This window comes from Dermacoccus sp. Tok2021 (assembly GCF_019895135.1).
GTDB lineage: Bacteria > Actinomycetota > Actinomycetes > Actinomycetales > Dermatophilaceae > Dermacoccus > Dermacoccus abyssi.
Map to the genome: position 1 here is coordinate 24,549 of NZ_JAGTHU010000006.1, position 21,251 is coordinate 45,799.

Annotated in this window: 19 protein-coding genes and 1 tRNA gene; 13 read left to right on the forward strand and 7 right to left on the reverse strand. The window is 67.8% G+C overall.

Annotation, left to right across the window (positions count from 1 at the left end; all coding sequences use genetic code 11):
• Window positions 1–10 precede the first annotated feature (10 nt).
• The gene (gene speB / locus K9D12_RS05105) at window positions 11–1,033 is read left to right on the forward strand and encodes an agmatinase (protein ID WP_223059648.1); all 1,023 of its coding nucleotides are present in this window, start codon (window positions 11–13) and stop codon (window positions 1,031–1,033) included.
• The gene (locus K9D12_RS05110) at window positions 1,030–2,766 is read left to right on the forward strand and encodes a thiamine pyrophosphate-binding protein (RefSeq protein ID WP_223059649.1); all 1,737 of its coding nucleotides are present in this window, start codon (window positions 1,030–1,032) and stop codon (window positions 2,764–2,766) included. Before speB ends, K9D12_RS05110 begins: the two co-directional genes overlap by 4 nt.
• 403 nt (window positions 2,767–3,169) lie before the next feature.
• Here K9D12_RS05110 and K9D12_RS05115 read toward each other — a convergent pair whose 3' ends face one another.
• From K9D12_RS05115 to gabT, 3 genes are all read right to left on the reverse strand, one after another.
• A complete protein-coding gene (locus K9D12_RS05115; RefSeq protein WP_223059650.1) occupies window positions 3,170–4,579 on the reverse strand; it encodes an NAD-dependent succinate-semialdehyde dehydrogenase in 1,410 nt (469 codons plus the stop codon).
• On the reverse strand, window positions 4,579–6,036 hold the full coding sequence (locus K9D12_RS05120; RefSeq protein WP_223059651.1) for an NAD-dependent succinate-semialdehyde dehydrogenase: 1,458 nt from the start codon (window positions 6,034–6,036) through the stop codon (window positions 4,579–4,581). Before K9D12_RS05120 ends, K9D12_RS05115 begins: the two co-directional genes overlap by 1 nt.
• 78 nt (window positions 6,037–6,114) lie before the next feature.
• Complete coding sequence (gene gabT, locus K9D12_RS05125) at window positions 6,115–7,461, reverse strand: 4-aminobutyrate--2-oxoglutarate transaminase (RefSeq protein ID WP_223059652.1); 1,347 nt, start codon at window positions 7,459–7,461, stop codon at window positions 6,115–6,117.
• Window positions 7,462–7,633: 172 nt separating this feature from the next.
• Here gabT and K9D12_RS05130 point away from each other — a divergent pair, with 172 nt between their 5' ends.
• On the forward strand, window positions 7,634–8,518 hold the full coding sequence (locus K9D12_RS05130) for a LysR family transcriptional regulator (RefSeq protein WP_223059653.1): 885 nt from the start codon (window positions 7,634–7,636) through the stop codon (window positions 8,516–8,518).
• On the opposite strand, the gene K9D12_RS05135 is transcribed toward K9D12_RS05130, so the two are convergent.
• Both K9D12_RS05135 and K9D12_RS05140 read right to left on the reverse strand, forming a co-directional pair.
• Window positions 8,487–10,106 carry an FAD-dependent oxidoreductase gene (locus K9D12_RS05135; protein WP_223059654.1) on the reverse strand — a complete coding sequence of 540 codons (1,620 nt, stop codon included), beginning with the start codon at window positions 10,104–10,106 and terminating at the stop codon, window positions 8,487–8,489. The genes K9D12_RS05130 and K9D12_RS05135 overlap by 32 nt on opposite strands.
• 6 nt (window positions 10,107–10,112) lie before the next feature.
• A complete protein-coding gene (locus K9D12_RS05140) occupies window positions 10,113–11,030 on the reverse strand; it encodes a diiron oxygenase (RefSeq protein WP_223059655.1) in 918 nt (305 codons plus the stop codon).
• Window positions 11,031–11,177: 147 nt separating this feature from the next.
• Between K9D12_RS05140 and K9D12_RS05145 the strand changes: the two genes are divergently transcribed.
• The 3 genes from K9D12_RS05145 to K9D12_RS05155 all read left to right on the forward strand — a co-directional run bounded on the left by K9D12_RS05145 (window position 11,178) and on the right by K9D12_RS05155 (window position 13,107).
• Window positions 11,178–11,254, forward strand: a tRNA-Pro gene (locus K9D12_RS05145).
• A 70-nt stretch (window positions 11,255–11,324) separates the two neighbouring features.
• The gene (locus tag K9D12_RS05150; protein WP_129664845.1) at window positions 11,325–11,633 is read left to right on the forward strand and encodes a hypothetical protein; all 309 of its coding nucleotides are present in this window, start codon (window positions 11,325–11,327) and stop codon (window positions 11,631–11,633) included.
• A gap of 4 nt (window positions 11,634–11,637) precedes the next feature.
• Window positions 11,638–13,107 carry a class I SAM-dependent DNA methyltransferase gene (locus K9D12_RS05155; protein ID WP_129664847.1) on the forward strand — a complete coding sequence of 490 codons (1,470 nt, stop codon included), beginning with the start codon at window positions 11,638–11,640 and terminating at the stop codon, window positions 13,105–13,107.
• Here the strand turns inward: K9D12_RS05155 and K9D12_RS05160 are convergent.
• On the reverse strand, window positions 13,104–13,268 hold the full coding sequence (locus tag K9D12_RS05160; RefSeq protein ID WP_165357915.1) for a hypothetical protein: 165 nt from the start codon (window positions 13,266–13,268) through the stop codon (window positions 13,104–13,106). The two genes, K9D12_RS05155 and K9D12_RS05160, sit on opposite strands and share 4 nt — an antisense overlap.
• Before the next feature lie 85 nt (window positions 13,269–13,353).
• On the opposite strand from K9D12_RS05160, the gene K9D12_RS05165 reads away from it, so the two are divergent.
• The 4 genes from K9D12_RS05165 to K9D12_RS05180 all read left to right on the forward strand — a co-directional run bounded on the left by K9D12_RS05165 (window position 13,354) and on the right by K9D12_RS05180 (window position 17,167).
• The gene (locus tag K9D12_RS05165; RefSeq protein WP_129664849.1) at window positions 13,354–13,548 is read left to right on the forward strand and encodes an AlpA family transcriptional regulator; all 195 of its coding nucleotides are present in this window, start codon (window positions 13,354–13,356) and stop codon (window positions 13,546–13,548) included.
• A 204-nt stretch (window positions 13,549–13,752) separates the two neighbouring features.
• A complete protein-coding gene (locus K9D12_RS05170) occupies window positions 13,753–14,826 on the forward strand; it encodes an ABC-three component system protein (RefSeq protein ID WP_129664851.1) in 1,074 nt (357 codons plus the stop codon).
• Complete coding sequence (locus tag K9D12_RS05175) at window positions 14,823–15,293, forward strand: ABC-three component system middle component 2 (protein ID WP_129664853.1); 471 nt, start codon at window positions 14,823–14,825, stop codon at window positions 15,291–15,293. Before K9D12_RS05170 ends, K9D12_RS05175 begins: the two co-directional genes overlap by 4 nt.
• 2 nt (window positions 15,294–15,295) lie before the next feature.
• Entirely contained in the window at window positions 15,296–17,167 is a 1,872-nt protein-coding gene (locus tag K9D12_RS05180; protein WP_129664855.1) for a hypothetical protein, read from the forward strand.
• A 64-nt stretch (window positions 17,168–17,231) separates the two neighbouring features.
• Here the strand turns inward: K9D12_RS05180 and K9D12_RS05185 are convergent, their stop codons facing one another.
• On the reverse strand, window positions 17,232–18,344 hold the full coding sequence (locus tag K9D12_RS05185) for a site-specific integrase (protein WP_129664857.1): 1,113 nt from the start codon (window positions 18,342–18,344) through the stop codon (window positions 17,232–17,234).
• A 371-nt stretch (window positions 18,345–18,715) separates the two neighbouring features.
• Here K9D12_RS05185 and K9D12_RS05190 point away from each other — a divergent pair, with 371 nt between their 5' ends.
• From K9D12_RS05190 to kdpF, 3 genes are all read left to right on the forward strand, one after another.
• On the forward strand, window positions 18,716–19,702 hold the full coding sequence (locus K9D12_RS05190) for a cytochrome c oxidase assembly protein (RefSeq protein ID WP_165357916.1): 987 nt from the start codon (window positions 18,716–18,718) through the stop codon (window positions 19,700–19,702).
• Window positions 19,703–19,777: 75 nt separating this feature from the next.
• Complete coding sequence (locus tag K9D12_RS05195; RefSeq protein ID WP_165357917.1) at window positions 19,778–20,971, forward strand: esterase family protein; 1,194 nt, start codon at window positions 19,778–19,780, stop codon at window positions 20,969–20,971.
• A 171-nt stretch (window positions 20,972–21,142) separates the two neighbouring features.
• A complete protein-coding gene (gene kdpF, locus K9D12_RS05200) occupies window positions 21,143–21,244 on the forward strand; it encodes a K(+)-transporting ATPase subunit F (protein WP_197079011.1) in 102 nt (33 codons plus the stop codon).
• The last annotated feature ends 7 nt before the right edge of the window (window positions 21,245–21,251 follow it).

A 21,251-nucleotide genomic window follows, 5' to 3' on the forward strand; every position in this document is an offset into this window, starting at 1 on the left:
AGCTCACGACATGGACCACCCCCGCGTCGAGACGAACGGCCGCATCGGCCCGGTCAACGCCGCCCTCACCCCGCGCTACGCGGGCCTGGGCACCTTCGCGCGCCTGCCGCGCATCGAGGACGTGTCCAAGGCGGACGTCGCCGTCGTCGGCATGCCCTGGGACTCGGGCGTCTCCTACCGCCCCGGTGCGCGCTTCGGTGCGACGCACGTGCGTGAGAGCTCGCGCCTCCTGCGTCCGTTCAACCCCGCGCAGTCGGTCTCGCCGTTCGCGGAGCTGCAGGTCGCCGACGCCGGTGACGTGGCACTCAACCCGTTCAACATCGACGAGGCGCTCAAGACGGCCGAGGAGGCCGCGGCGCAGTTCGTCAGCGACGGCACCTCTCTCATCACGATCGGCGGCGATCACACCCTCGCCCTGCCGCTGCTGCGCGCGCACGCCAAGAAGCACGGCCCCGTCGCGCTGTTGCACTTCGACGCCCACCTCGACACGTGGGACACCTACTTCGGCGCCGAGTACACGCACGGCACGCCGTTCCGTCGCGCGTTCGAGGAAGGCATCATCGACTCCTCGGGCGTCTGCCACGTCGGCACCCGTGGCCCGCTCTACGGCACGCAGGACCTCGAGGACGACGCGCGCTTCGGCTTCGGTGTCGTGACGAGCAACGACGTCATGTGCATGGGTGTCGACGAGGTCGTCGGCTTCCTGCGTGAGCGCGTGGGCGACCGTCCGCTGTACGTCTCGCTCGACATCGATGTTCTCGACCCGGCCCACGCGCCCGGCACCGGAACGCCCGAGCCGGGCGGTCTGACGTCGCGCGAGCTGCTCGAGATTCTGCGCGGCCTGCGCGGCACGAACCTCATCGGCGCCGACGTCGTCGAGGTCGCCCCGCCGTACGACCACGCCGAGCTCACGGGTCTCGCCGCGGCGAACGTCGTGTACGAGTACATGTCGCTGCTCGCACTCGGCAAGGACGCCCCCGCGGGCGGCCCGGCCTACGGCGAGTCCAACACGACCTACGGGGAGAGCAAGTGAGCGAACAGATCCGTTCGACGGCGGCAGGGGAAGCCGCTCCGAAGATCCGCAACGGTGGCGACCTCGTCGTCGAGACGCTCGAGGCGCTCGGCACGACGACCGTGTTCGGCATCCCGGGCCAGCACGCGCTGGGCCTGTTCGACGCGCTGCGCCGTTCGGGGCTGCACTTCATGAGCAGCCGCGTCGAGAACAACGCTGCTTTCGCGGCCGACGGGTACTCGCGCGTCTCGGGCAAGCCGGCGGCGCTCTTCCTCTCCACCGGCCCCGGCGCGTTGACGGCGCTTCCGGGTCTGCAGGAGGCGTACGCCACCTCGGTTCCGATGGTCGTCGTCGCGTCGCAGGTGCCGGTCTCCGGCCTCGGCGGTGCGCGTCGCGGCATGCTTCACCAGCTCGACGAGCAGCGTCGCGCCGCCATCGACGTCACGAAGTCTCAGCGCACGGTGACGCACCACGCCGCCATCCCGACGGCCATCGAGTCGGCGTGGCTGGAAGCGATGACCCACCCGCGTGGGCCGGTCTGGGTGGAGGTGCCGCAGGACGTCCTGCTCGCCAAGACGGAGATCCCGCCGATCCGCACGGCCAACGCCTCCCCGACGCCCGAGGGGCCGCGCCCCGAACTCGTGTGGGCCGCAGTGCAGTTGCTCGCTTCGGCGAAGCGTCCCGCCATCGTCTCCGGTGGTGGTGTGCGCCGCGCCGGTGCGGAGAAGGCGCTGCTCACCCTCGCCGAGAAGCTCGACGCCCCCGTCGTCTGCTCGCCGGGCGGCAACTCGGGCTTCCCCGTCGAGCACCCGCTGTCGATGGGGTCGTGGGTCGAGGACCGTGCGGTCACCGACCTGCTCGCCGACGCCGACGTCCTGCTCGCCGTCGGCACGTCGCTCGGTGAGGTGACGTCGAACTACTTCACGCTCGAGCCGTCCGGCAAGCTCATCCACGTCGACGCCGAGCCGCGCGTGCTCGAGTCGAACCACCCCGCACTCGGTATCGCGTGTGACGCGAAGGCCGCGCTCGAGGCGTTCGTTTCGGCTTACCCCTCGCAGCCGACGGAAGGTCGCGAGTCGGGCGCCGAGCGGGCCGCGGAGGCGCGCAAGGCCATCGTCGAGCGCCTCGACGGGCAGGACCTCGCGCACGAGCGCGCGTTCATGGACGCCATCCGTGCCGGCATCCCCGACAATGTGCCGACGTTCTGGGACATGACGATCGCCGCCTACTGGGGCTGGAACTGCTGGGACGGCCGCACCGGCGGCTTCCACTCCGGCCAGGGCGCCGGCGGCCTCGGCTTCGCGTTCCCCGCAGCCCTCGGCGGCGCCGTGGCGCTCGCGGAGAAGCGCGGGCTGAAGCTCTCCGACGTCGACGCGGAGTTCTCGGTCGGCGGCAGCGAGCGCGTCGTCGCCGTCGCGGGTGACGGTTCGGCGATGTACTCGATCTCGGAGCTGGCCACCGCTGTGCAGCACGGCATCCCGGTGACGTGGCTCATCGTCGACGACGGCGGCTACGGCATCCTGCGCGAGTACATGGTGGCCACCTTCGGGCAGGCCACCCACACCGGGCTCGCCCGCCCGGACTTCATCACGCTTGCCAAGGCGTTCGGCGTCGAGGCGCAGGAGGTCTCGGTCGGTGACGACGCGGGTTACTCGGAGCTCACCGACGCTCTGCGTGCGACGTTCGACGCGTCGGTCACCGGCCCGCGCGTCATCGTCGTCAAGACGCACCTCGAGATGTTTGCCATGAGCTGACGATCCGTCTCGGGTCGTGCCGCCCGTCGCCTCGCTGATCAGCGGGCGGCGGGCGGTTCGTCGTTGGTGCGGACGTTTGGCGCTGGGCAGGCTTTCCTGCGATTGGGTAGGGGCCGCCTCGGCCCAGCCGAGTGTGACGGCCGACGAGCCGGCCGAGCTGGCGACGGTCGGCGCCCGCTGACGGGAGTCGCTCGTCGTCGCTGGGCAGACTTCCCTGCGGTTGGGTAGTGGTTGCCTCGGCCCAACCGTAGGAAACTCTGCCCAACGGTTGCTGGCACTGCGACGGGGACCGCCCCACCGAAACGAAACGTCCCCACGTGCGCGAGAAATCGCGCACGTGGGGACGCTTCGTTGTCGACTTTCCCCCATCGCGCGACATCTCGCGCAAGCGGGGAAACCGGCGTCACTCGGACGAGGCAGCCGCCTTGTCGCCGGCGATGCGGATCATCCGGTGGTTGCTGAACTCCTCGAACCCGTACGTGCCTAGCTCACGCCCGAAGCCGGAGCGCTTCACTCCGCCGAAGGGCAGCTCGGACGACGAGCCGGGCGGCTCGTTGATCGACACCATGCCCGACTCGAGCTGGTCGGCCACGCGCATCGCGGCGTCGACCGACCCCGAGTGCACCGAGGCCCCCAACCCGAAGAGCGTGTCGTTCGCGATGCGTACAGCGTCGGCCTCGTCCTTCGCCTTGTAGACGACGGCGACCGGGCCGAAGATCTCCTCCGACCACGCGCGCATCTCGGGCGTGACGTCCGTGAGGACCGTCGGCGTGACGAACGAACCCGCATGGTCGGGCCGCGTGCCACCGGTGATGACACGAGCGCCCGCCTGCACGGCGTCGTCGATCTGCGACTGGATGCCCTGCGCCGCGTCCTCGTTGACGAGCGGGCCCACGTCGGTCTTCTCGTCCGCCGGGTCGCCCATGACGAGCGCCTCGACGGCCTCCGAGAAACGCGACACGAACGAGTCGTACGCCTCGTCGCCGATGACGATGAACCGCTTCGCCGCGTTGCACGCCTGCCCCGAGTTCTCGAAGCGTCCGGAAACGCCGTCGGCGACGGCCTTCTCCAGGTCGGCGTCCGGTAGCACGATGAACGGGTCGGAGCCGCCGAGTTCGAGCACGGCCTTCTTGAGGTTGCGCCCGGCGTTCTCGCCGACGGCCGAACCGGCCCGCTCGGAACCGGTGAGCGAAACACCCTGCACACGCGGGTCCTCGATGAGCGAGGCGATCTGCTCGTTGGTGGCGTACAGGTTGGTGTAGACACCTTCCGGCACACCGGCGTCGCGATAGATCTGTTCGATCACCTGCGCCGAGCGCGGGCACTGCGGCGCGTGCTTGAGCAGAATCGTGTTGCCCAACAACAGGTTCGGCGCCGCGAAGCGAGCCACCTGGTAGTACGGGTAGTTCCACGGCATGACGCCGACGATGACGCCGATCGGCTCCTTGCGCATGAACGCGCGCCCGTCCCGCTCGCCCAGGTCGAGCTCGACGTCGGCCAAGGCCTCGGCAGCGTGCTTCGCGTTGAACCGGTGGATGTCACCGGCCAGCCACACCTCACCCGTCGCGTGCGAGGAGGGCTTGCCCATCTCGACGCCGATGATGCGGGCCAGCTCGTCCTGGCGTGCGTCGTAGAGGTCCACGACGCGGTTCATCACCGCGACCTTCTCCTCGAGCGGGGTGGCACGCCAGGACGCACGCGCCTCGTACGCAGCCTCGAGCGCGGCCTTGACCTGCTCGTCACTCGCCGTCGGGAAGGTCTCCTCGACCTCACCCGTCAGCGGGTTCGTGACCTTGTAGATGGCGTCCGACATCAGATCGTCATTCCCACGTACTTCGTCTCGAGGTACTCGTCGATACCGTCGAAGCCCCCCTCGCGACCGAAGCCGGATGCCTTGACGCCGCCGAACGGCGCGGCCGCGTTGGAGATGACGCCCGCGTTGACGCCGACCAAGCCGTACTCGAGCTTCTCGGACACGCGCATGGCGCGAGAGAAGTCGGTGGTGAAGAAGTACGCCGCGAGGCCGTACTCGGTGTCGTTGGCGCGCTTGATGACGTCGTCCTCGTCGGTGAACGTCTGGATCGCGGCCACCGGGCCGAAGATCTCCTCACGCACGATGTCCGACGTCGGCGAGACGTCCGTGAGCACCGTCGGGGCGACGAAGTGACCGCCGGCGGGCACCTCGTCGTCGCCGCACACCTTCGTCGCGCCGTCGCCGACGGCCGACTCGATGAGGCGCTTGACGTTCTTGACGGCCTTCTCGGTGATGAGCGGACCGACGGTGACGCCCTCGTCCATGCCGTTGCCGACCGTCATCGCCTTCATCTTGGCGGAGAACTTGTCGCCGAACTCCTCGGCCACATCGGCGTGCACGTAGATGCGGTTGGCCGCGGTGCAGGCCTCACCGATGTTGCGCATCTTCGCGGCCATGGCGCCTTCGACGGCGGCGTCGAGGTCGGCGTCGTCGAAGACGATGAACGGCGCGTTGCCACCCAGCTCCATCGAAACGCGCAGCAGCTGCTCGGCGCTCTGCTCGACGAGCTTGCGGCCGACACCGGTGGAGCCGGTGAACGTCAGCTTGCGGGCACGCGGGTCACGGATGAGCGGCTCCATGACGCCACCGGAGTCGGTGGTCGTGATGACGTTGACGACGCCCTTCGGCACACCGACCTCCTCGAGCAGCGCAGCGAGCGCGAGCATCGTCAGGGGCGTCTCCGACGCGGGCTTGATGACCATGGTGCAGCCGGCCGCGAGGGCCGGGCCGATCTTGCGCGTACCCATGGCGAGCGGGAAGTTCCACGGCGTCACCATGAGGCACGGGCCGACGGGCTGCTTCATCGTGAGCAGGCGCGAGGCACCGTTCGGCGCGGGCATGTACGTGCCCGAGATGCGCACCGCCTCCTCGGCGAACCAGCGGAAGAACTCGGAGCCGTACGTCACCTCACCCTTGGCCTCGGCGAAAGGCTTGCCCATCTCGAGGGTCATGAGCGCGGCGAAGTCGTCGGCGCGCTCGGTGATGAGCTCGAACGCCTTGCGCAGCAACTCCGAACGGTCGCGGGCCGGGGTGGCGGCCCACTCGGGCTGCGCCTCGGCGGCCGCGGTGAGGGCGGCGTCACCGTCGGCGGGCGACGCGTCGGCCACCTTCGCGAGCACCTCGCCCGTGGCGGGGTTCGTGACCTCGAGGGTCTTGCCACCCTCGGCGTCACGCCACTCGCCACCGATGAACAGGCCGGTGGGAACCGAGCCGATGAGCTTCTTGACATCAACCATGGAACGAATCTCCTTGTCTGGAGCGAAGAACGAGGTCGGACGTGCCCTTCACGCTAGTGGGCAGGTCCGACAAAAGGGTCAGGAGAGAGCGGAGTCGAACGAGGCCGCGATGATGTCGAGGCCCTCGCCGAGCAGCGCGTCGTCGATGACGAGCGGCGGAAGGAAGCGCAGGACGTTGCCGTACGTGCCGGCTGTCAGGGTGACGACGCCCTCGCTGTTCGACAGGCCTGCGACCTTCTTCGTGAGGTCGGCGTCGGGCTCCTTCGTGCCCGGCTTGACGATCTCGACGGCCATCATGGCGCCGCGGCCACGGATGTCGCCGATGACGTCGTGCTTCTTCGCGATCTCGCCGAGGCGCTCGCGGAAGATCTTCTCGATCTCCTTGGCGCGCGCCGGCAGGTTCTCGCTCTGCATCGTCTCGATGGCGCCGAGCGCACCGGCGCAGGCGACGGGGTTACCGCCGTACGTACCACCGAGGCCGCTGGCGTGGACGGCGTCCATGATCTCGGCGCGGCCCGTCACGGCAGCGAGCGGCAGACCGCCCGCGATGCCCTTGGCCGTCGTGATGAGGTCGGGGACGACGCCCTCGGCCTCGCACGCGAACCAGTCGCCGGTGCGGCAGAAGCCGCTCTGCACCTCGTCGGCGATGAAGACGATGCCGTTCTCGCGGCACCATTCGGCGATCTTCGCGAGCCAGCCGGTGGGCGGCACGATGAAGCCACCCTCACCCTGGATGGGCTCGATGATGACGGCGGCGACGTTCTGCTCGCCGACCTGCGCGTGGACGGCCGAGGTGAATGCCTCGAAGGCGTCCTCGACGATCGTCTCGGGGTTGCCGGGCCAACGGAAGGGGTAGGCCATCGGCATGCGGTAGACGTCCGAGGCGAACGGGCCGAAGCCCTGCTTGTACGGCATGTTCTTGGCCGTGAGCGCCATCGTCAGGTTGGTGCGGCCGTGGTAGGCGTGGTCGAACGCGACGACGGCGGTGCGCCCGGTGTGGTGGCGTGCGATCTTGATGGCGTTCTCGACGGCCTCGGCGCCCGAGTTGAACAGCGCCGAACGCTTCTCGTGGTCGCCGGGGGTGAGTTCGTTGAGCTTCTCGCAGACGGCCGTGTACTCCTCGTACGGCGTCACCATGAAGCAGGTGTGCGTGAAGTCGTCGAGCTGGTTCTTGGCCTTCTCGACGACCTTCGGGGCCGAGTTGCCGACGCTCGTGACGGCGATGCCGGAGCCGAAGTCGATGAGATGGTTGCCGTCGACGTCGACGAGGATGCCACCGCCCGCGCGCTCGACGTACACCGGCAGGCCGATGCCGACGCCCGCGGAGACTGCAGCCTTCGTGCGCTGGTGCAGCTCCTGGCTCTTCGGGCCGGGGATCGAGGTGACGAGCTTGCGCTCCTGGGGGATCTGCGAGGACGTGGTCATCGTCGGTTTCCTCTCGAAGGTTGGTGCCACCGCCGTCGTGCGCGGTGGTGGACACAAGGGTCTGAGGCCAACTTTCGCCGCTCGCACCTATGCTGTCCAATATCAGTTTTCGATGATTGGCATTCCAATCTGGAATGACCCTGCGAGGGGTTCGTCGGCGTGAGGTGAGGGCATGGAACTGCGCGCGGTGCGTTGCTTCGTCGAGGTGGCCGACGCCGGCACGGTGACGGCCGGCGCGGAGCGTCTGGGGGTCGGCCAACCCGCCGTGACGCGGCAGATCCAACAACTCGAACGGCAGTTGAAGATCCGGCTCTTCGACCGTGAGGACGGGCGTCTGCGTCTCACCTCCGCGGGGCGCGACGTGCTGCCCGTGGCGCGCCGACTCCTGCGGCAGGCGGAGGACGTCAGCACTGCCGCCAGGGGAGTGGCGGCCGGTCGGTTGCAGCACGTGCGTCTCGTCGCGCCGGGAACGACACGTGATGACGTCCTGGCGCCGTGGGTGGCGACGTGGGGCGCGGACGCGCCGTTGCCACGTATCGACGAGGCGCAGGTCGACGGCATCTACCAAACACTGCGACGCGGGGCCGATCTCGTCGTCGCACCTGTCGCGCCGCCGCGGGACTTCGCCTCGAGCATCGTCGCCGAGTTGGGGTTGTGGGCGTACGTGGCGCCGACGCATCCGTGGGCCTCACGCGAGGGCATCGACCTCACGGAGTTGGCCGACGCGGACCTGTTGCTCCTCGAGCGCAGCTTCCATGCGCGGCGCATCTTCGACGCCTCGATGAACGCAGCCGGGCTCGGCGTGGAGCCGACGGCGCAGTTCGGTTCACCCGTCGTTGCGCAGGCCGTCGCGGCATCCGCGCGCGGCGTCTGCGTGCTCACCGACGACCCGCGCTTCGGGCTCGTGCCACTGGCCATCCATGACGACGACGGGCGGGCCCTGACGGTGCGTCTGCACGCCGCGTGGCAACGCGGGCATCACGCTGCAGCGACGCTCGAGCGTCTGGCGGGCGACCTCGCGTCGTTCACCCGCGAGCGCTACGGCCGCGGACGCTGAGGCGACGCCCGCGGGCGGCCGTGCGAGCGAGCTCGTCGGTCGTCACGAACTTCACGCGCGGACGGTGGGCGGCCTCACCGCGTGAGCGCTCGGCGCGGTCGATGGCGCGGGCGCCGCGGGCGTCGGTCGTCGAGATGCCCTTGAGGCGCAACGCATCGCGCAGGGTGTCCCGGGTGCGCTTCGGCGAGACGATGACGCCGCCCGCCACGTCGTCGACGAACGTCTGGACGGTTTCGGCGGCGCACAGCCGGTTCGCGCCGATGCCGCCGCGCGCTCCACGTTTCGCCCAGCCTGTGACGTAGATGCCCGCGCCGTCACGCACGGCACCGGTGGTTACCACGCGCCCGCCCTCGTGGCGGTAGGCGCCGGTGGCTGGGTCGTGGGGGAGCCCGAGCGTCGTCGCTCCCTCGGCGTCCACGTCGTAGCCGAGCGACGTGATGACGACGTCCGCGTCGAGTTGCGCCGGACCGTCAACGCGCTCCACGCGTACGCCGACGTGCCCCCCGTGGTCGACGAATTGTTCGATACGGGAGCCCAACACGACGGTGATCCGTGCGCCGGCGTGTGGTTCGAACGAGGGAGTCGGTTCCTCGGCGTCGACCAGGCGCACTGTGAGGCCGGGGATGCGGTCCAGGGCTCGGAACTCGGCTTCGGTGTACGCCGCGTGGGCCGCGTCGCCGCGTCCGAGCAGGACGACGTCGTCGAGCCGGTGGACGCGCAGCCAGTCGAGGGTGCGGTCGGCGACGTCGGTGCGGCCCAGCTCGTCGGGAGAGAGGGTGAGCAGGCGCGCGAGGTCGAGCGCGACGTTGCCGGTGCCGACGACGACCGCGCGGCCGAGGTTCGCCTCCGGCAGCGGCGAGGTGTCGAAGCCCGGCACGCCGCCACTCCAGCGGACGACGTCGAGCGCGCTCGTGACGCGTGGCGCGTCCTCTCCGTCGATGCCGAGTCGACGCGCGGCGTCCGCCCCGGTGGCGAGGAACACGGCAGCGAACTGCTCGCCGAGTTCCGCGAGCGTCACGTCGCGCCCGAGTTGAACGCCGCCGAGGAACTCGACGCGCGGGTGGCGCAGCGCGAGGGCGAAGGCGCGCTCGATCTGCTTCGTGTGGGGGTGGTCCGGCGCGACGCCGCTGCGTACGAGACCGCCGGGCGTGAGGTGCTCGTCGATGAGGGTGATGCGCGCTTCGGTGCGCGCGAGCAGTTCGTTGACCGTGTACATGCCGGCGGGGCCGGTGCCGACGACGGCGACGTCGAGATCGTCGGCGACGTGACGTCGCTGCGAAGCAGCGGCACCGCTCGGGTCGGGGCCCGCCTCGTCGGAGCCGGTTGAGCCGCTTGAACCCGAGTAATAGGCGGCATTGATGTCGGCGTAGATCGCGTCGTGCGCGCCGAGGCGGTCGACCGGGAAGATCGCACCGACCGGGCAGGCGTCGGCGCAGGCCCCGCAGTCGATGCACGAGGCGGGGTCGATGTGAAGGATCTCGCTCGTGCCGAAACCCGGCTCACCGGGCGCTGGGTGGATGCAACCGACCGGGCAGACGCGCACGCAGGCGGCATCGGTGCAGCAACTGTTCGTGATGGCGAAGGGCACGGCGCCTCAGATGACGTGGATGCGCTGGTAGATGCGCACGGCGCGCGGCGTGAGGAGGCCGCACTCGTCGAGGAAGTCGACGAGGTGGGTGCACGACGAGCGCAGCATCGAGTGGAAGTGCGTGTTGGCCTTGGCTTCGCGGACGGCGCGGGCCGGGTCGAGGCCGGCGTCGGCGTAGGCCTGCGGGCTGATGAGGGAGCGGACGATGAAGTACGCGACGGTGGCGATGAGGTTGCCGGACGCGCGACGTCGGGCGGCGCTCGCGTTGGCCAGGGAGGCGCGCATCTCCTCGCGTGCGAAGTGCATGTGGCGTGATTCCTCGAGCACGTGGATCTCGTTGACCTTGCGCACGAGCGGCAGCACGCGCTCGTCGGCCATGACGCCGCGCTGCAGGACGTCGAGGATCTCCTCGGCGACGAGGATCGAGCCGTACGCCCACTCGCCGCCCGCGACGTGGCTGAGGAGGCGCGAGAGGTGCTGCACGTGGGCGGGTGGGTAGTAGCTGGTGCCGGTGATGCGCTCGGAGGCGCGCGCGAACATGATCGAGTGTCGGCACTCGTCGGCGATCTCGGTGAGGGTCCACTGGAACTCGGCGTCGTGGTAGCGGCCGAGGAACTGGTCGCGCAGCATCATTTGCTGGAGCACCATCTCGAACCAGATGCCCATGCTCATGACGGAGGCGGCCTCGTGACGCGTGAGGCGCACCTGTTGTTCGGGTGTGAGCTCGTTCCAGTAGTCGGTGCCGAACAGCGAGCTCCACTCGGGCGAGAAGCCGTGCTTTTCGGCGTCCAGGGGCGCGTCCCAGTCGATGGCGACGAGCGGGTCGAAGCTCTTGATCTCGGCGCTGCGCAGGAGGCGTTCACCCACTTCGGTGGGGCCCGTGTCGACGCGGGACGTGTGCGGCGACTGCAGTTGTGCGGTCATCGTGAATCACCTCGGGTGCGGGAGCCGATCTGGATGTGATGCCGGTTACGTCACCGTAGCCTATGGCGGATTCGCGTGCTCCGATTCGCCCATGTACAGTGTGGTGTCGCTGCCGAACGTGTTCGGTGGCGACAATGACGACAGTCGCGGGGTGTGGCGCAGCTTGGTAGCGCGCGTCGTTCGGGACGACGAGGTCGCAGGTTCAAATCCTGTCACCCCGACCAGATAGAAAACCGGCTCTGACCTGCGGAAACGCAGTCAGGGCCGGTTTTGCTTTGCCCCTCGCGGGCATAAGTGGGGCACAACGGCACCGGCTGCGGACAGGAAAGACGATTCGGCGCCCTCTCCCGAGGCTGGGGTCCGGCCAAGATCGCCGACCTCCACGCCAACTTCGGCAGGACGCCGACTCTGCCTGTCACGCCGGAAACCGTCCTCGCGTTCGCGACCTTGCGCGACGCGTGCAAGTGCAGCGGCCATCCGCTCGCCGACAAGCAACACATGGGCGATGCGTGGGTCGCAGCCACGGCGATTTCATATGATCTGCCACTGCTGGCCGGCGACGGCATCTACACCGACGCACCGAAGGTCCGCCTCCTGGAGTAGAGCAATGACTGACTCGCGCCGCTTGGTCGACAAGCTCTGGTCATACTGCGACGTCCTGCGCGACGACGGCGTCGGCGTCATCGAATACACCGAGCAACTGACGTACCTTCTGTTCCTAAAGATGGCGCACGAGCGGGCCACCCGGAAGCTGCGGCCGGAGCAGATCGTGCCCGAGGAGTACTCGTGGCAGAAGCTGCTCGACGCCCAAGGTGACCAGCTCGAGTTCGAGTACACCCGCATCCTCGTCGGCCTCGCCCGCGAGGACGGTGTCATCGGCACGATCTTCCGCAAGGCGCAGAACCGCATCCAGGACCCAGCGAAGCTGCGCAGGCTCGTCGTCGACCTGATCGACAAGGAGAACTGGTCGCAGTCTGGCACCGACATCAAGGGCGACGCGTACGAGGAACTGCTGTCCAAGGGTGCGTCGGACAAGGGGTCCGGGGCTGGTCAGTACTTCACCCCTCGGGCTCTGATCCAGGCGATCGTCGACGTCATCCGGCCCACCGTCGCCGACACGGTCGTCGACCCGGCGTGCGGCACCGGCGGTTTCCTCCTGGTGGCTCATGACCACGCTGCGCGCGGCGCCGAGTCGATGACACCGAGGCAGCGCGACCACCTGCGCGACGGGTTCGCCTCGGGATACGAACTCGTCGACGGCACAGCACGATTGGCCGCGATGAACCTCCTGCTCCATGGCATGGGCGCTTCGAACGGTGACTCACTGATCGAGGTGCGCGACTCACTCATCGCCGACCCGGGCCGACGCTGGTCGGTCGTGCTCTCCAACCCGCCGTTCGGTCGCAAGTCATCGGTGACGATGGTCGGCGCCGACGGCCGAGAGGTCCGGGAGGATCGCGAGATCGAACGTCAGGACTTCGTCGCGACCACGAGCAACAAGCAGCTCAACTTCGTCCAGCACATCGCGACGATCCTCGACACAAACGGACGCGCGGCGGTGGTGCTGCCTGACAACGTGCTCTTCGAGGGTGGCGCCGGCGAGACGATCCGCCGCAAGCTGCTCGCCGACTTCGACCTGCACACGATGCTGCGGCTACCGACCGGGATCTTCTACGCCCAGGGCGTGAAGGCCAACGTGCTCTTCTTCGACAAGAAGGTCGCCCGCCCCGGGCAACCGTGGACTGAGCGGCTCTGGGTCTACGACCTGCGCACCAACAAGCACTTCACACTGAAGCAGAACCCGCTGCGCCGTGCGGACCTCGAGGAGTTCGTTGAGGCGTACACGGCGGCTGAGCGCGTCGAGTCCGAGCGCTGGAAGCCATTCACGTACGACGAGATCGTCGCCCGCGACAAGGCCAACCTCGACATCACCTGGCTGAAGGACGACTCACTCGAAGACCTCGACAACCTGCCGTCGCCGGACATCATCGCTCGCGAGATTGTCGAAGACCTCATGGCCGCGCTGGCCGAGTTCGAAGCAGTAGCAACGGCTTTGGAGGAACAGCTGCGCGGCTAGTACTCCTGACCGTCAGCAATCCGCCTGATCCAGTCGGGCACCGATTGCCCGCTCTTCGCGCTGGCGGCGATGTAGACGCGCGCTGCGGCGACCTTGTTCGCACGGGATACGGCTGCCCGCCATGGCGTGAGCACCGGGCTCAATTTTGCGCGGCCCGTCATGTGTCCTCCTGGCGGTCCAAGTCCACTCCATGATCTTCGTTCCCGTGTCTGACCGCCAGCGGCGCGATCTGACCTTCGGGAACGTATGACGAACACTCTCAAGCCCCGCCGCCAGTTCGAATCCCTCGCCGACGCTGCCGAGCGGACCGGCCTCAGCATCCGCACCCTCCGCAAGCGAATCGCTGTCGGGGAGTTGCCCGCCTACCGCAGCGGGCCACGTGTTCTGCGGGTTGACCCTGCCGACGTGGATCGCCTCATGGTTCTGGTTCCGACCGCGTAGCTGAGGCGGCCGGACGCCGTGAATCGGCCTAGGACACGTCCTACCGCCCAGATAAACGCGACCACAAAGGATCGCGAGCTTGCGGTCGGGCGCGGCGATCGGCGCGAACATCCCGCGCGGCGGCACGCGTTCCTCTAAAGTGCTGAACCGACAACGGTTGATGACACGAAAGGGTGCTACGGGGTGTCGGCTTCGCCTGCAGGGGTGGTCCTCTCAGATCTACCCGAGCCCGCAGCCTGCCCACCGCTCATTCTCGCTGGACCGCCGGTTCCGCCTGCTCATCGCATCTTCTTCTACTCCAGCGGCGAGTGGGAGGAGTTCATCAAGGAATGGGCCCTCGGCCTAGACGAGACCTACGTCCAGGTCAAGCGGCTCGGCGGCGGTGGCGACGAAGGCATTGATGTCGCCGGGTTCAAGTCCGACCAACAGTTGGAAGGGCCGTGGGACTGCTTCCAAGGCAAGCACTACGCCGGTCCGATTGGGCCCTCAGACGCGTGGCCGGAAATCCTCAAGGTCTTCCTGCATGTGGTCGCCAGCGACTACGTCATGCCCGACACATACAGGTTTCTCGCGCCGAAGGGTTGCAGCACCACGCTGAACCGGTTGCTAAGCAAGCCGTCGAAACTGCGAAAGAGGTTTCTCGAAGCAGTGGCGGACGGCCGGTCCTTGGTGAAGGGCATCGACGCGGAGACGTTGGGCCGAGTGCGTGGCCTGGCGCAGGAGACCGACTTCTCGATGTTTAGGTCGGTGGAACTGCACGAGGCCCTTGACACGCACAAGAAGACCCCGCACTACGTGGCGCGCTTTGGCGGTGCCCACCTGCCGGCGCCCTCGCCGTTCCCTGAGCCGCCAGATGAGTTCGGAGAGCATGAAGTCACCTACATCTCGGAGTTGCGCAAGGTCTATGCCGAGGGCTGCGCGGATGACCTCTCCAACGCGAACAACTTCGGGGGGCACCCGACATTCGGCGAGCATTTCAAACGGCAGAGGTATTCGTTCTACGCCGCCGAGTCCGTTCGGATGGACGCGCGCGACGCGGTGCCCGACGGCACCTTCGAGAGACTTCAGGATGACGTTTATGACGGCGTGATTGAGACTGCCGCGGCGCAGCACGACTCGCGCATGAAGCGTCTGACGGCGGTGCTTGAGCACTCGACGGTGGTCGACTTGAGCTCGCATCCCTTGGTGTCGTGGGCTGCTCCGCAGGCCCGGAGAGGCATCTGCCACCAGTTAGCCAACGACGAACGCCTGACCTGGACCCCAAAGGAGCAGTCGTGAAGCCGCTCAACAGCCCTCTCGATGTCGGCCTGCGGGTGCTGATGTTGCTACAGGAGGCCTTCCCGCAGCACTTGGACCTGAATCAGCTTGTTCTTCTCGACCACTCCTTGCTGCACAGTGCCGATCTTGGGGGTCCGGAAAGCCTTCATCCGGCCGTCCCAATTCGTGCCGGCGAACTCGGCATCAAGCGTGAGGCGATCGAGGCGGGCTTGGAGGTCATGGTTCGGGCCGGGCTCGCGCAGGCTGGCGTGGGTGACGGCGGTATCGAGTTCTGGGCCAGCGAGTCAGCGGACGGATTCACCAACCTGCTGGAGACGGAGTACGCGAGCCAGCTGCACTCCCGCGCCGCTTGGGTCGTCGCCCATTTCGCCACGCTTGACGAGCAGTCGCTCCGATCGGCGCTGTCGTCGGTCGCGAAGCACTGGTCGGAAGAGTTCACGCGGGTTGCCGAGGAAGAGTTGTACTGACAATGCTCCAGCTGAGACTCCTTCACCTGACCTTCATCGGTAAGAACGTAGAGCCCGCGAGCGTCGCGTTCGGCCCGGCAGTGACGCTCGTGCGTGGCCCGTCGGACACCGGCAAGTCGTTCATCGTCGACGCCATCGACTTCATGCTGGGCGCGAACGCGCTAAAGGAGATTCCCGAACGCGAGGACTACTCGACGGTGCTGCTTGGGCTTGAGTTGCCGGACACGACCGTAGTCACCCTGAGCCGGTCGGTCGACGGCGGCAACTTCGGCGTTTATTACTCAGATGTGCGCGAGGGTCCGCTCGGTGTTCCAGACGACACGTTGGCGGCGAAGCACAACCCGGTTGCGCTAGGAAACGTCTCTCGGTACCTGCTGAACGCTATCGGGCTGGACGGGCGCAAGGTTCGCAAGAATGCGCGGAACGAGACGGACAGCCTGAGTTTTCGCAACGTCGCCCACCTGTGCGTAGTTGATGAGACTCAGATGCAAGCCGAAGTGCCGCCAGCGCTGACCGGCAGTTACGTTACGAAGACGAAGGAGATGTCCGTCCTGAAGGTATTCCTTCAGGACGAGGATGACTCAAGTCTGATTCCGGTTGAGTCGAAGTCTGAGTTGGCGAAGCTCAGCAACGCCAAAGTCGACGTTGTTGACCGGCTACTCCGTGAGCTTGAGGCGCAACTATCCGATACGCCTGTGGCCTCTGACCTGCGCGACCAGCTAGCCAGGCTCAACGTCTCGATTGACCAGCAGAGCGGCTCCGTTAGCCAACTGGTTGAGCGCCGTGCCACCGTGACGAAACAGCTTGGTGACCAGCAGAGGCAGTTTGCCGCATACGAGGCAGAGTGGGGCGACGCGAACGCGCTCAAGAACCGATTCGACATCCTGAGTGAGCGGTACGCCTCTGACCTCGCCCGCCTCGCCACGGTGCGAGAGACCGGCATGCTGCTCGGCTACTTCACGGCCGGTACCTGCGTCTTCTGCGGTGCCGAGCCCGCGAACCAACATAAGAACACCGCTTGTGAGGGAGACACGACTAGCTTCGGTGCCGCGGTCGATGAGCAGGCCCGCCGCACTCGTGTACTTGCTGACGACCTTCAAGCCACAATTGCCGATGTTAACGACCGGCGTCAGGAACTCCGACAACTCGCCAGGCGGTCGGACGCGTCGCGCAAGGAACTCGAGGCGAGCCTGGTCGAACTCGAGGAGTCGCTGGCCTCGGACAACAGCGAGCTCAAGGATCTCGTCGGCAAGCGGGCATCCATCGAGCGGTTCTTGAGCCTGTATGACCAGGTGGAGGCGCTTGAGAAGATGAAGCGCATCGTCGTGGACGAGTCCACCGCTGAGACGGCTGCTGTTGCGGCGAGCGTGAGCCTGCGGGCCCAGCGCGAGTTCTCGGCCGAGTTGGCAAAGCGCCTCGCAGCGTGGGGATTCCCCACGCCGAACGATGTGCGCTACGACGCGTCGTCGCAGGATGTCGTGGCAGGAGACCAGCTGAGATCGTCACACGGTAAGGGCGTTCGTGCCATCCTTCACGCTGCGTTCACGCTGAGCCTGGCGAAGTACTGCACCGACCGGGAAATTCCGCACCCAGGTTTCGTGGTGCTTGACACGCCGGTGCTGACCTACCGGCCACCGGACCAAGACCCTTTGGCCGACGGCGAGCCGCCTCGACACGTGGTCGATGGGTTCTATCGCGATATCCAGCGGCAGGCGACAGGTCAGGTCATCGTCATGGAGAACACCGACCCGACCGAGCCGCTGGACGACCAGACGGTAGAGATCGTCTTCACGGCCAAGGAGCACGGCAGGTACGGGTTCTTCCCGGTTGACGGACTCCGAGGTGCGAAGCGGCACAGCGACCCGCGCGCCTGAATCACAAGCCGCGTCATTTCGCCGCGTGTGAGACGAGCCACGTGAGACGGCCTCGCCGACTGGCTCAGTATCCAGCCAGTTCCGACAGCTTCTTCGCGATTTCGGCGTCCCGCCCGCGCGCCACGTGCTGGTACCGGCTGGCTGCATCCGCGCTGAGGTGACCAAGACGGTCTTGGGTCTCCTTGCCCGTCGCGCCCGCCATCGCAGCCAGGACGGCTCCGGTGTGCCGAAGGTCATGGACTCGCATGGTCGACCGGCCCACAGCGTTGCGTGCCTTGATCCAGTGGCGGCGAACGGTGTTCGAGCCCACCTGACGATTGGGGTCCTTGATCGCGTGGAACAGCAGACCGTCCGGCCCTCGCGCAGCAAACTGCTCGATGTGCGCAGCGACGAGCTCAACCATGTGCGGCGGCATCGTCACGCTCCGTCCAAGGCCGTTCTTCGGCGGCCCGACGATCGGCTCCCCGCCGTCCCAGACGACTGCGCGACGCACATGGATTACGCCGCTCGCGAGGTCGATATCTCTGCGCCGCAACTCGGACAGTTCGCCGAACCGAAGTCCACACCACGCGGCGACGAGAACGAACGCGTGATACCGCTGCGGCATCTCAGCCATGAGCGCCTTGATCTCCGCAGGAGTGGCGGGGTCGATCGTGATCTGCCGTTTCGTGACGCCGGCGCTTCGGATGTTGCACGGGTTCCGCGCGAGGATGTCGTCGCGCACCGCTTCGTTGAGGATCGTGCGCAACAGGGAGTACACATGCGCGCGCTGGGTCGGGTGTTTGGGGTCCAGTCCGCTGTGCCAGGTGCGGACGACAGCGGGCGAGATGTCCCGAAGGGACATCTCGCCGAAAGCGGGCAGGAGGAAGCGGTCGAGCTGGCTGCGGTACAGCGCTCGAGTGCGGGTCTTGATGTCGCGCTGCTCGAGCCAGGTCTCGGCGTACGGCGCGAACGCCTCGGTCGTGCGCTTCACCTTCGCCCGTCGAGACTTCGCCGGCGACCACTCGTCGTTCTGGATGAGCCGCCGCTCGGCAGCCAGCCAGCCCTCGGCGTCCGCCTTGGTCTGGAACGTCGACGGCGCACGATGGAAAGCATGATCAGGAAACATGTAGTAGGCCTGGAAGTGGCCGTTCGACCGCTTGCGGATCGTCCCGAAGTCGCCCTTGGCCCGTGCCATCAGCGGCCGCCCGCGGACACATTTGGACATAACCCGGGCATAATTTGTGGTTCGCCGTGTCCTCTTGTGCCCATGACTCTCACGCGTTAGCGTGTACAGCGCCGCAGGTCAGACGCCTACGGTGCAGATCAGAGCTAAGCGCAAATCTGTCGAGTGAACAGTTCAAATCCTGTCACCCCGACCAGCGTCAGCAAGGCCCTCATCGGTTCGCCGATGGGGGCCTTCGCCGTACCCGTCCGAATGCGGGCCCAGCCGTGTGCGTCGTGGCCGCAGTGCGCAGTTGCCCGATCCCGAGGAGACGCGAGCGCGTTCGAAACCGCCGCCGAGGCGAGTTCACCGCCCTCCCAGCCGACGCGCGCACAATGCCCGCTGTGAACGAACTTCATGCCTCGTCATGGCTGACCGACTGGCGACCGGGCTCATGGGGCACCCTCTTCGTCGCAGTCGTGACGATCGGCTACGTCGCCGCCTGGATCCGCGCACGCCGACGCGGACGAGCGAACGTCTCGTGGCTCGCGTGGTTCCTGACGTTCGGTGCCGGCGGCCTCGCCTACACGCTGTGCGGCCCCGTTGAGGTGTGGTCGACGCGACTCATGTGGGTGTTCGCGCTGCAGGTCGCGCTGCTCGTCGCCGTCATCCCGACCGGCTTCGCGCTCGCGCGCCCCGTCGACGTCATCGAGGGCGCGACGGGGTCGACGGCGCTGCGTCGGATGCTCGGCGGCCGCCTCGGACGGGCGCTCATGTACCCGTTCGTCAGCTCGATCCTCGCGATGGTGAGCGTCATCGTCGTCTTCTTCACGCCCTACGGCCAGGCCGCGCTCGACTCCACGCCGATGCGCATCGTGCTCACCGTGCACCTGCTGGTCGTCGGGGTCACCGTCGTGCTGCCCCTGCTCGCCGGTGATCTGCTGCCCTCGTGGGCCGGCCCCGGCGTGCGCGTCCTGCTCGCCTGCGTCGACGGCCTGTTCGACGCGATCCCCGGCATCCTCGTCATGACGCATCACGACCTGCTCATGCCGCACTTCCCCGGCTTCGCCGCGTCCGCCGCCACCTACCGCGGCGACATGTCCGCCTCGCTCGATCAGAAGTTCGCCGGCGGAGCGCTGCTCGCCGTCGCCGAAAGTGTCGGGCTGCCCCTGCTCGCAGCCGTCTTCATCGAGTGGATGCGCGCCGACCGCGCGAGCGCCCGCCGCGCCGACGCCGAACTCGACGCCCAGTACGGCGACGGCCCCGGCACGACGACGCCGTGGTGGATCACCGCGGCGCCCGCCACGTCCGAGGGCGGCGCCGACGCGACCCCCACCTCCGAGGGCGAAACCGACGTCCCACCCGATCGAGCGTCGACGCCCTCGAGGTGACGCACACCACGATTCGGAGCGTTCTCCCAGCGTGGCTCACGGGCAATTCCCCGGATGAGTCCTTACCCTTCCTCCATGGGGTTGAACGGGACGTGGCTACCGATCGTGCTCGGCTGTGCCGCGGCGCTCGTTCTCCTCGTCATCGTCCGGGGACGCTCGTGGGGGCGCAAGCCGTGGATGCAGGCGCTGTCGCGCCTCGGCCTGACGGCACTGTTCACGACGCTCGTGCTCGCGCTCGTCGGTGCCCTGTTCAACAACGAGTACGCGTTCTACACGAGTTGGGGTGACCTGCTCGGCGACTCGCCCGAGGACACACCGCGTCACTACGGCGCGCCGACGCCGGCGCCGGCCCTCGATCAGCAGGCCCCCTCGGCGAGCGCCACCCCGACGGCGCCGACGACGCCGCAGGCCCTGCCCGCGCTGCCGCAGCCGGGTCAGCGCCTGCAGAAGTACGAGATCCCGGGCCCGAAGAACGCGGACGGGCGCCCGACCGCGTCGCGCAAGGTGTACGTCCAGCTGCCCGTGGGGTACGACCCGCACTCCGCGACGCGTCACCCCGTCATCGTCGCGATGCACGGGCTGCCGGGCAGCCCCGAGTCGTACAGCAAGCTCGACCACTTCTACGCGCGCCTCGACAAGGCCGTCAGCGACCGCCGCATCGCCGCGCCCATCGTCGTCGTGCCGCAGCTCAACCGCACCCCCGACGACGACACCGAGTGCATCGACAACCCGCACGGCCTGCAGACCGAGACGTGGCTCGCCTCGACGCTGCCGACGTGGGTGAAACACACCTTCGCCGTCGCGCCCGGGCGCGGGTCGTGGGCGACGTGGGGGTACTCCCGCGGCGGATGGTGCGCCTCGATGTTGACGATGAAGCACCCCGCGACGTTCGGCGCCGCCGTCGCCTACCAGGGCTACTTCCGTCCCCAGTTCGACGGCCACCCGCCGTTTCCCCCCAACTCGCCGCAGGCGCGCAGCTACGACCTCATCGCCCTGGAGAAGGCCAACCCCGTGCCCGTGTCGCTGTGGCTGTTCGCCTCCGACGCCGACAAGGTGAGCTACCCCTCCGTCAAGGAGTTCCTCACCGTGGTGAAGCGGCCCACCGACGTCACGGCGCGCATCGCGCAGGGCGGCGGCCACCGCCTGTCGGTGTGGACGCGCAAGATCCCGCGCTCGTTCGACTGGCTCGCCCAGGTGCAGCCCGGGTTCGCGCCGAGCTCGACGTTCCACCCACAGGGCAAGAGCCGCCTCGTCGACGGCTCGAGCTGAGGACGCCCGCTCACCCGGGCCAGGCGCCCGGAACGCCTCCGGACGGCCGGCGGCGCTGAGCACGCCCTCGCGAGCGCGCCTGCGGAGACAACCTGCGGAAAGAACCCGCGTAAAGAACGCGTCAAGACGCGACAAGGCGACCTCAAGACGAGCGGTGCGCCGCCTGGGCGGTTGCACGCTCGATCCATGATCGAAATCGTCATCGCGGGCATCATCGCCCTCGCACTGCTGGGGTACCTGCTGTACGCCCTCATCCGGCCCGAGAAGTTCTGAGGGCCGC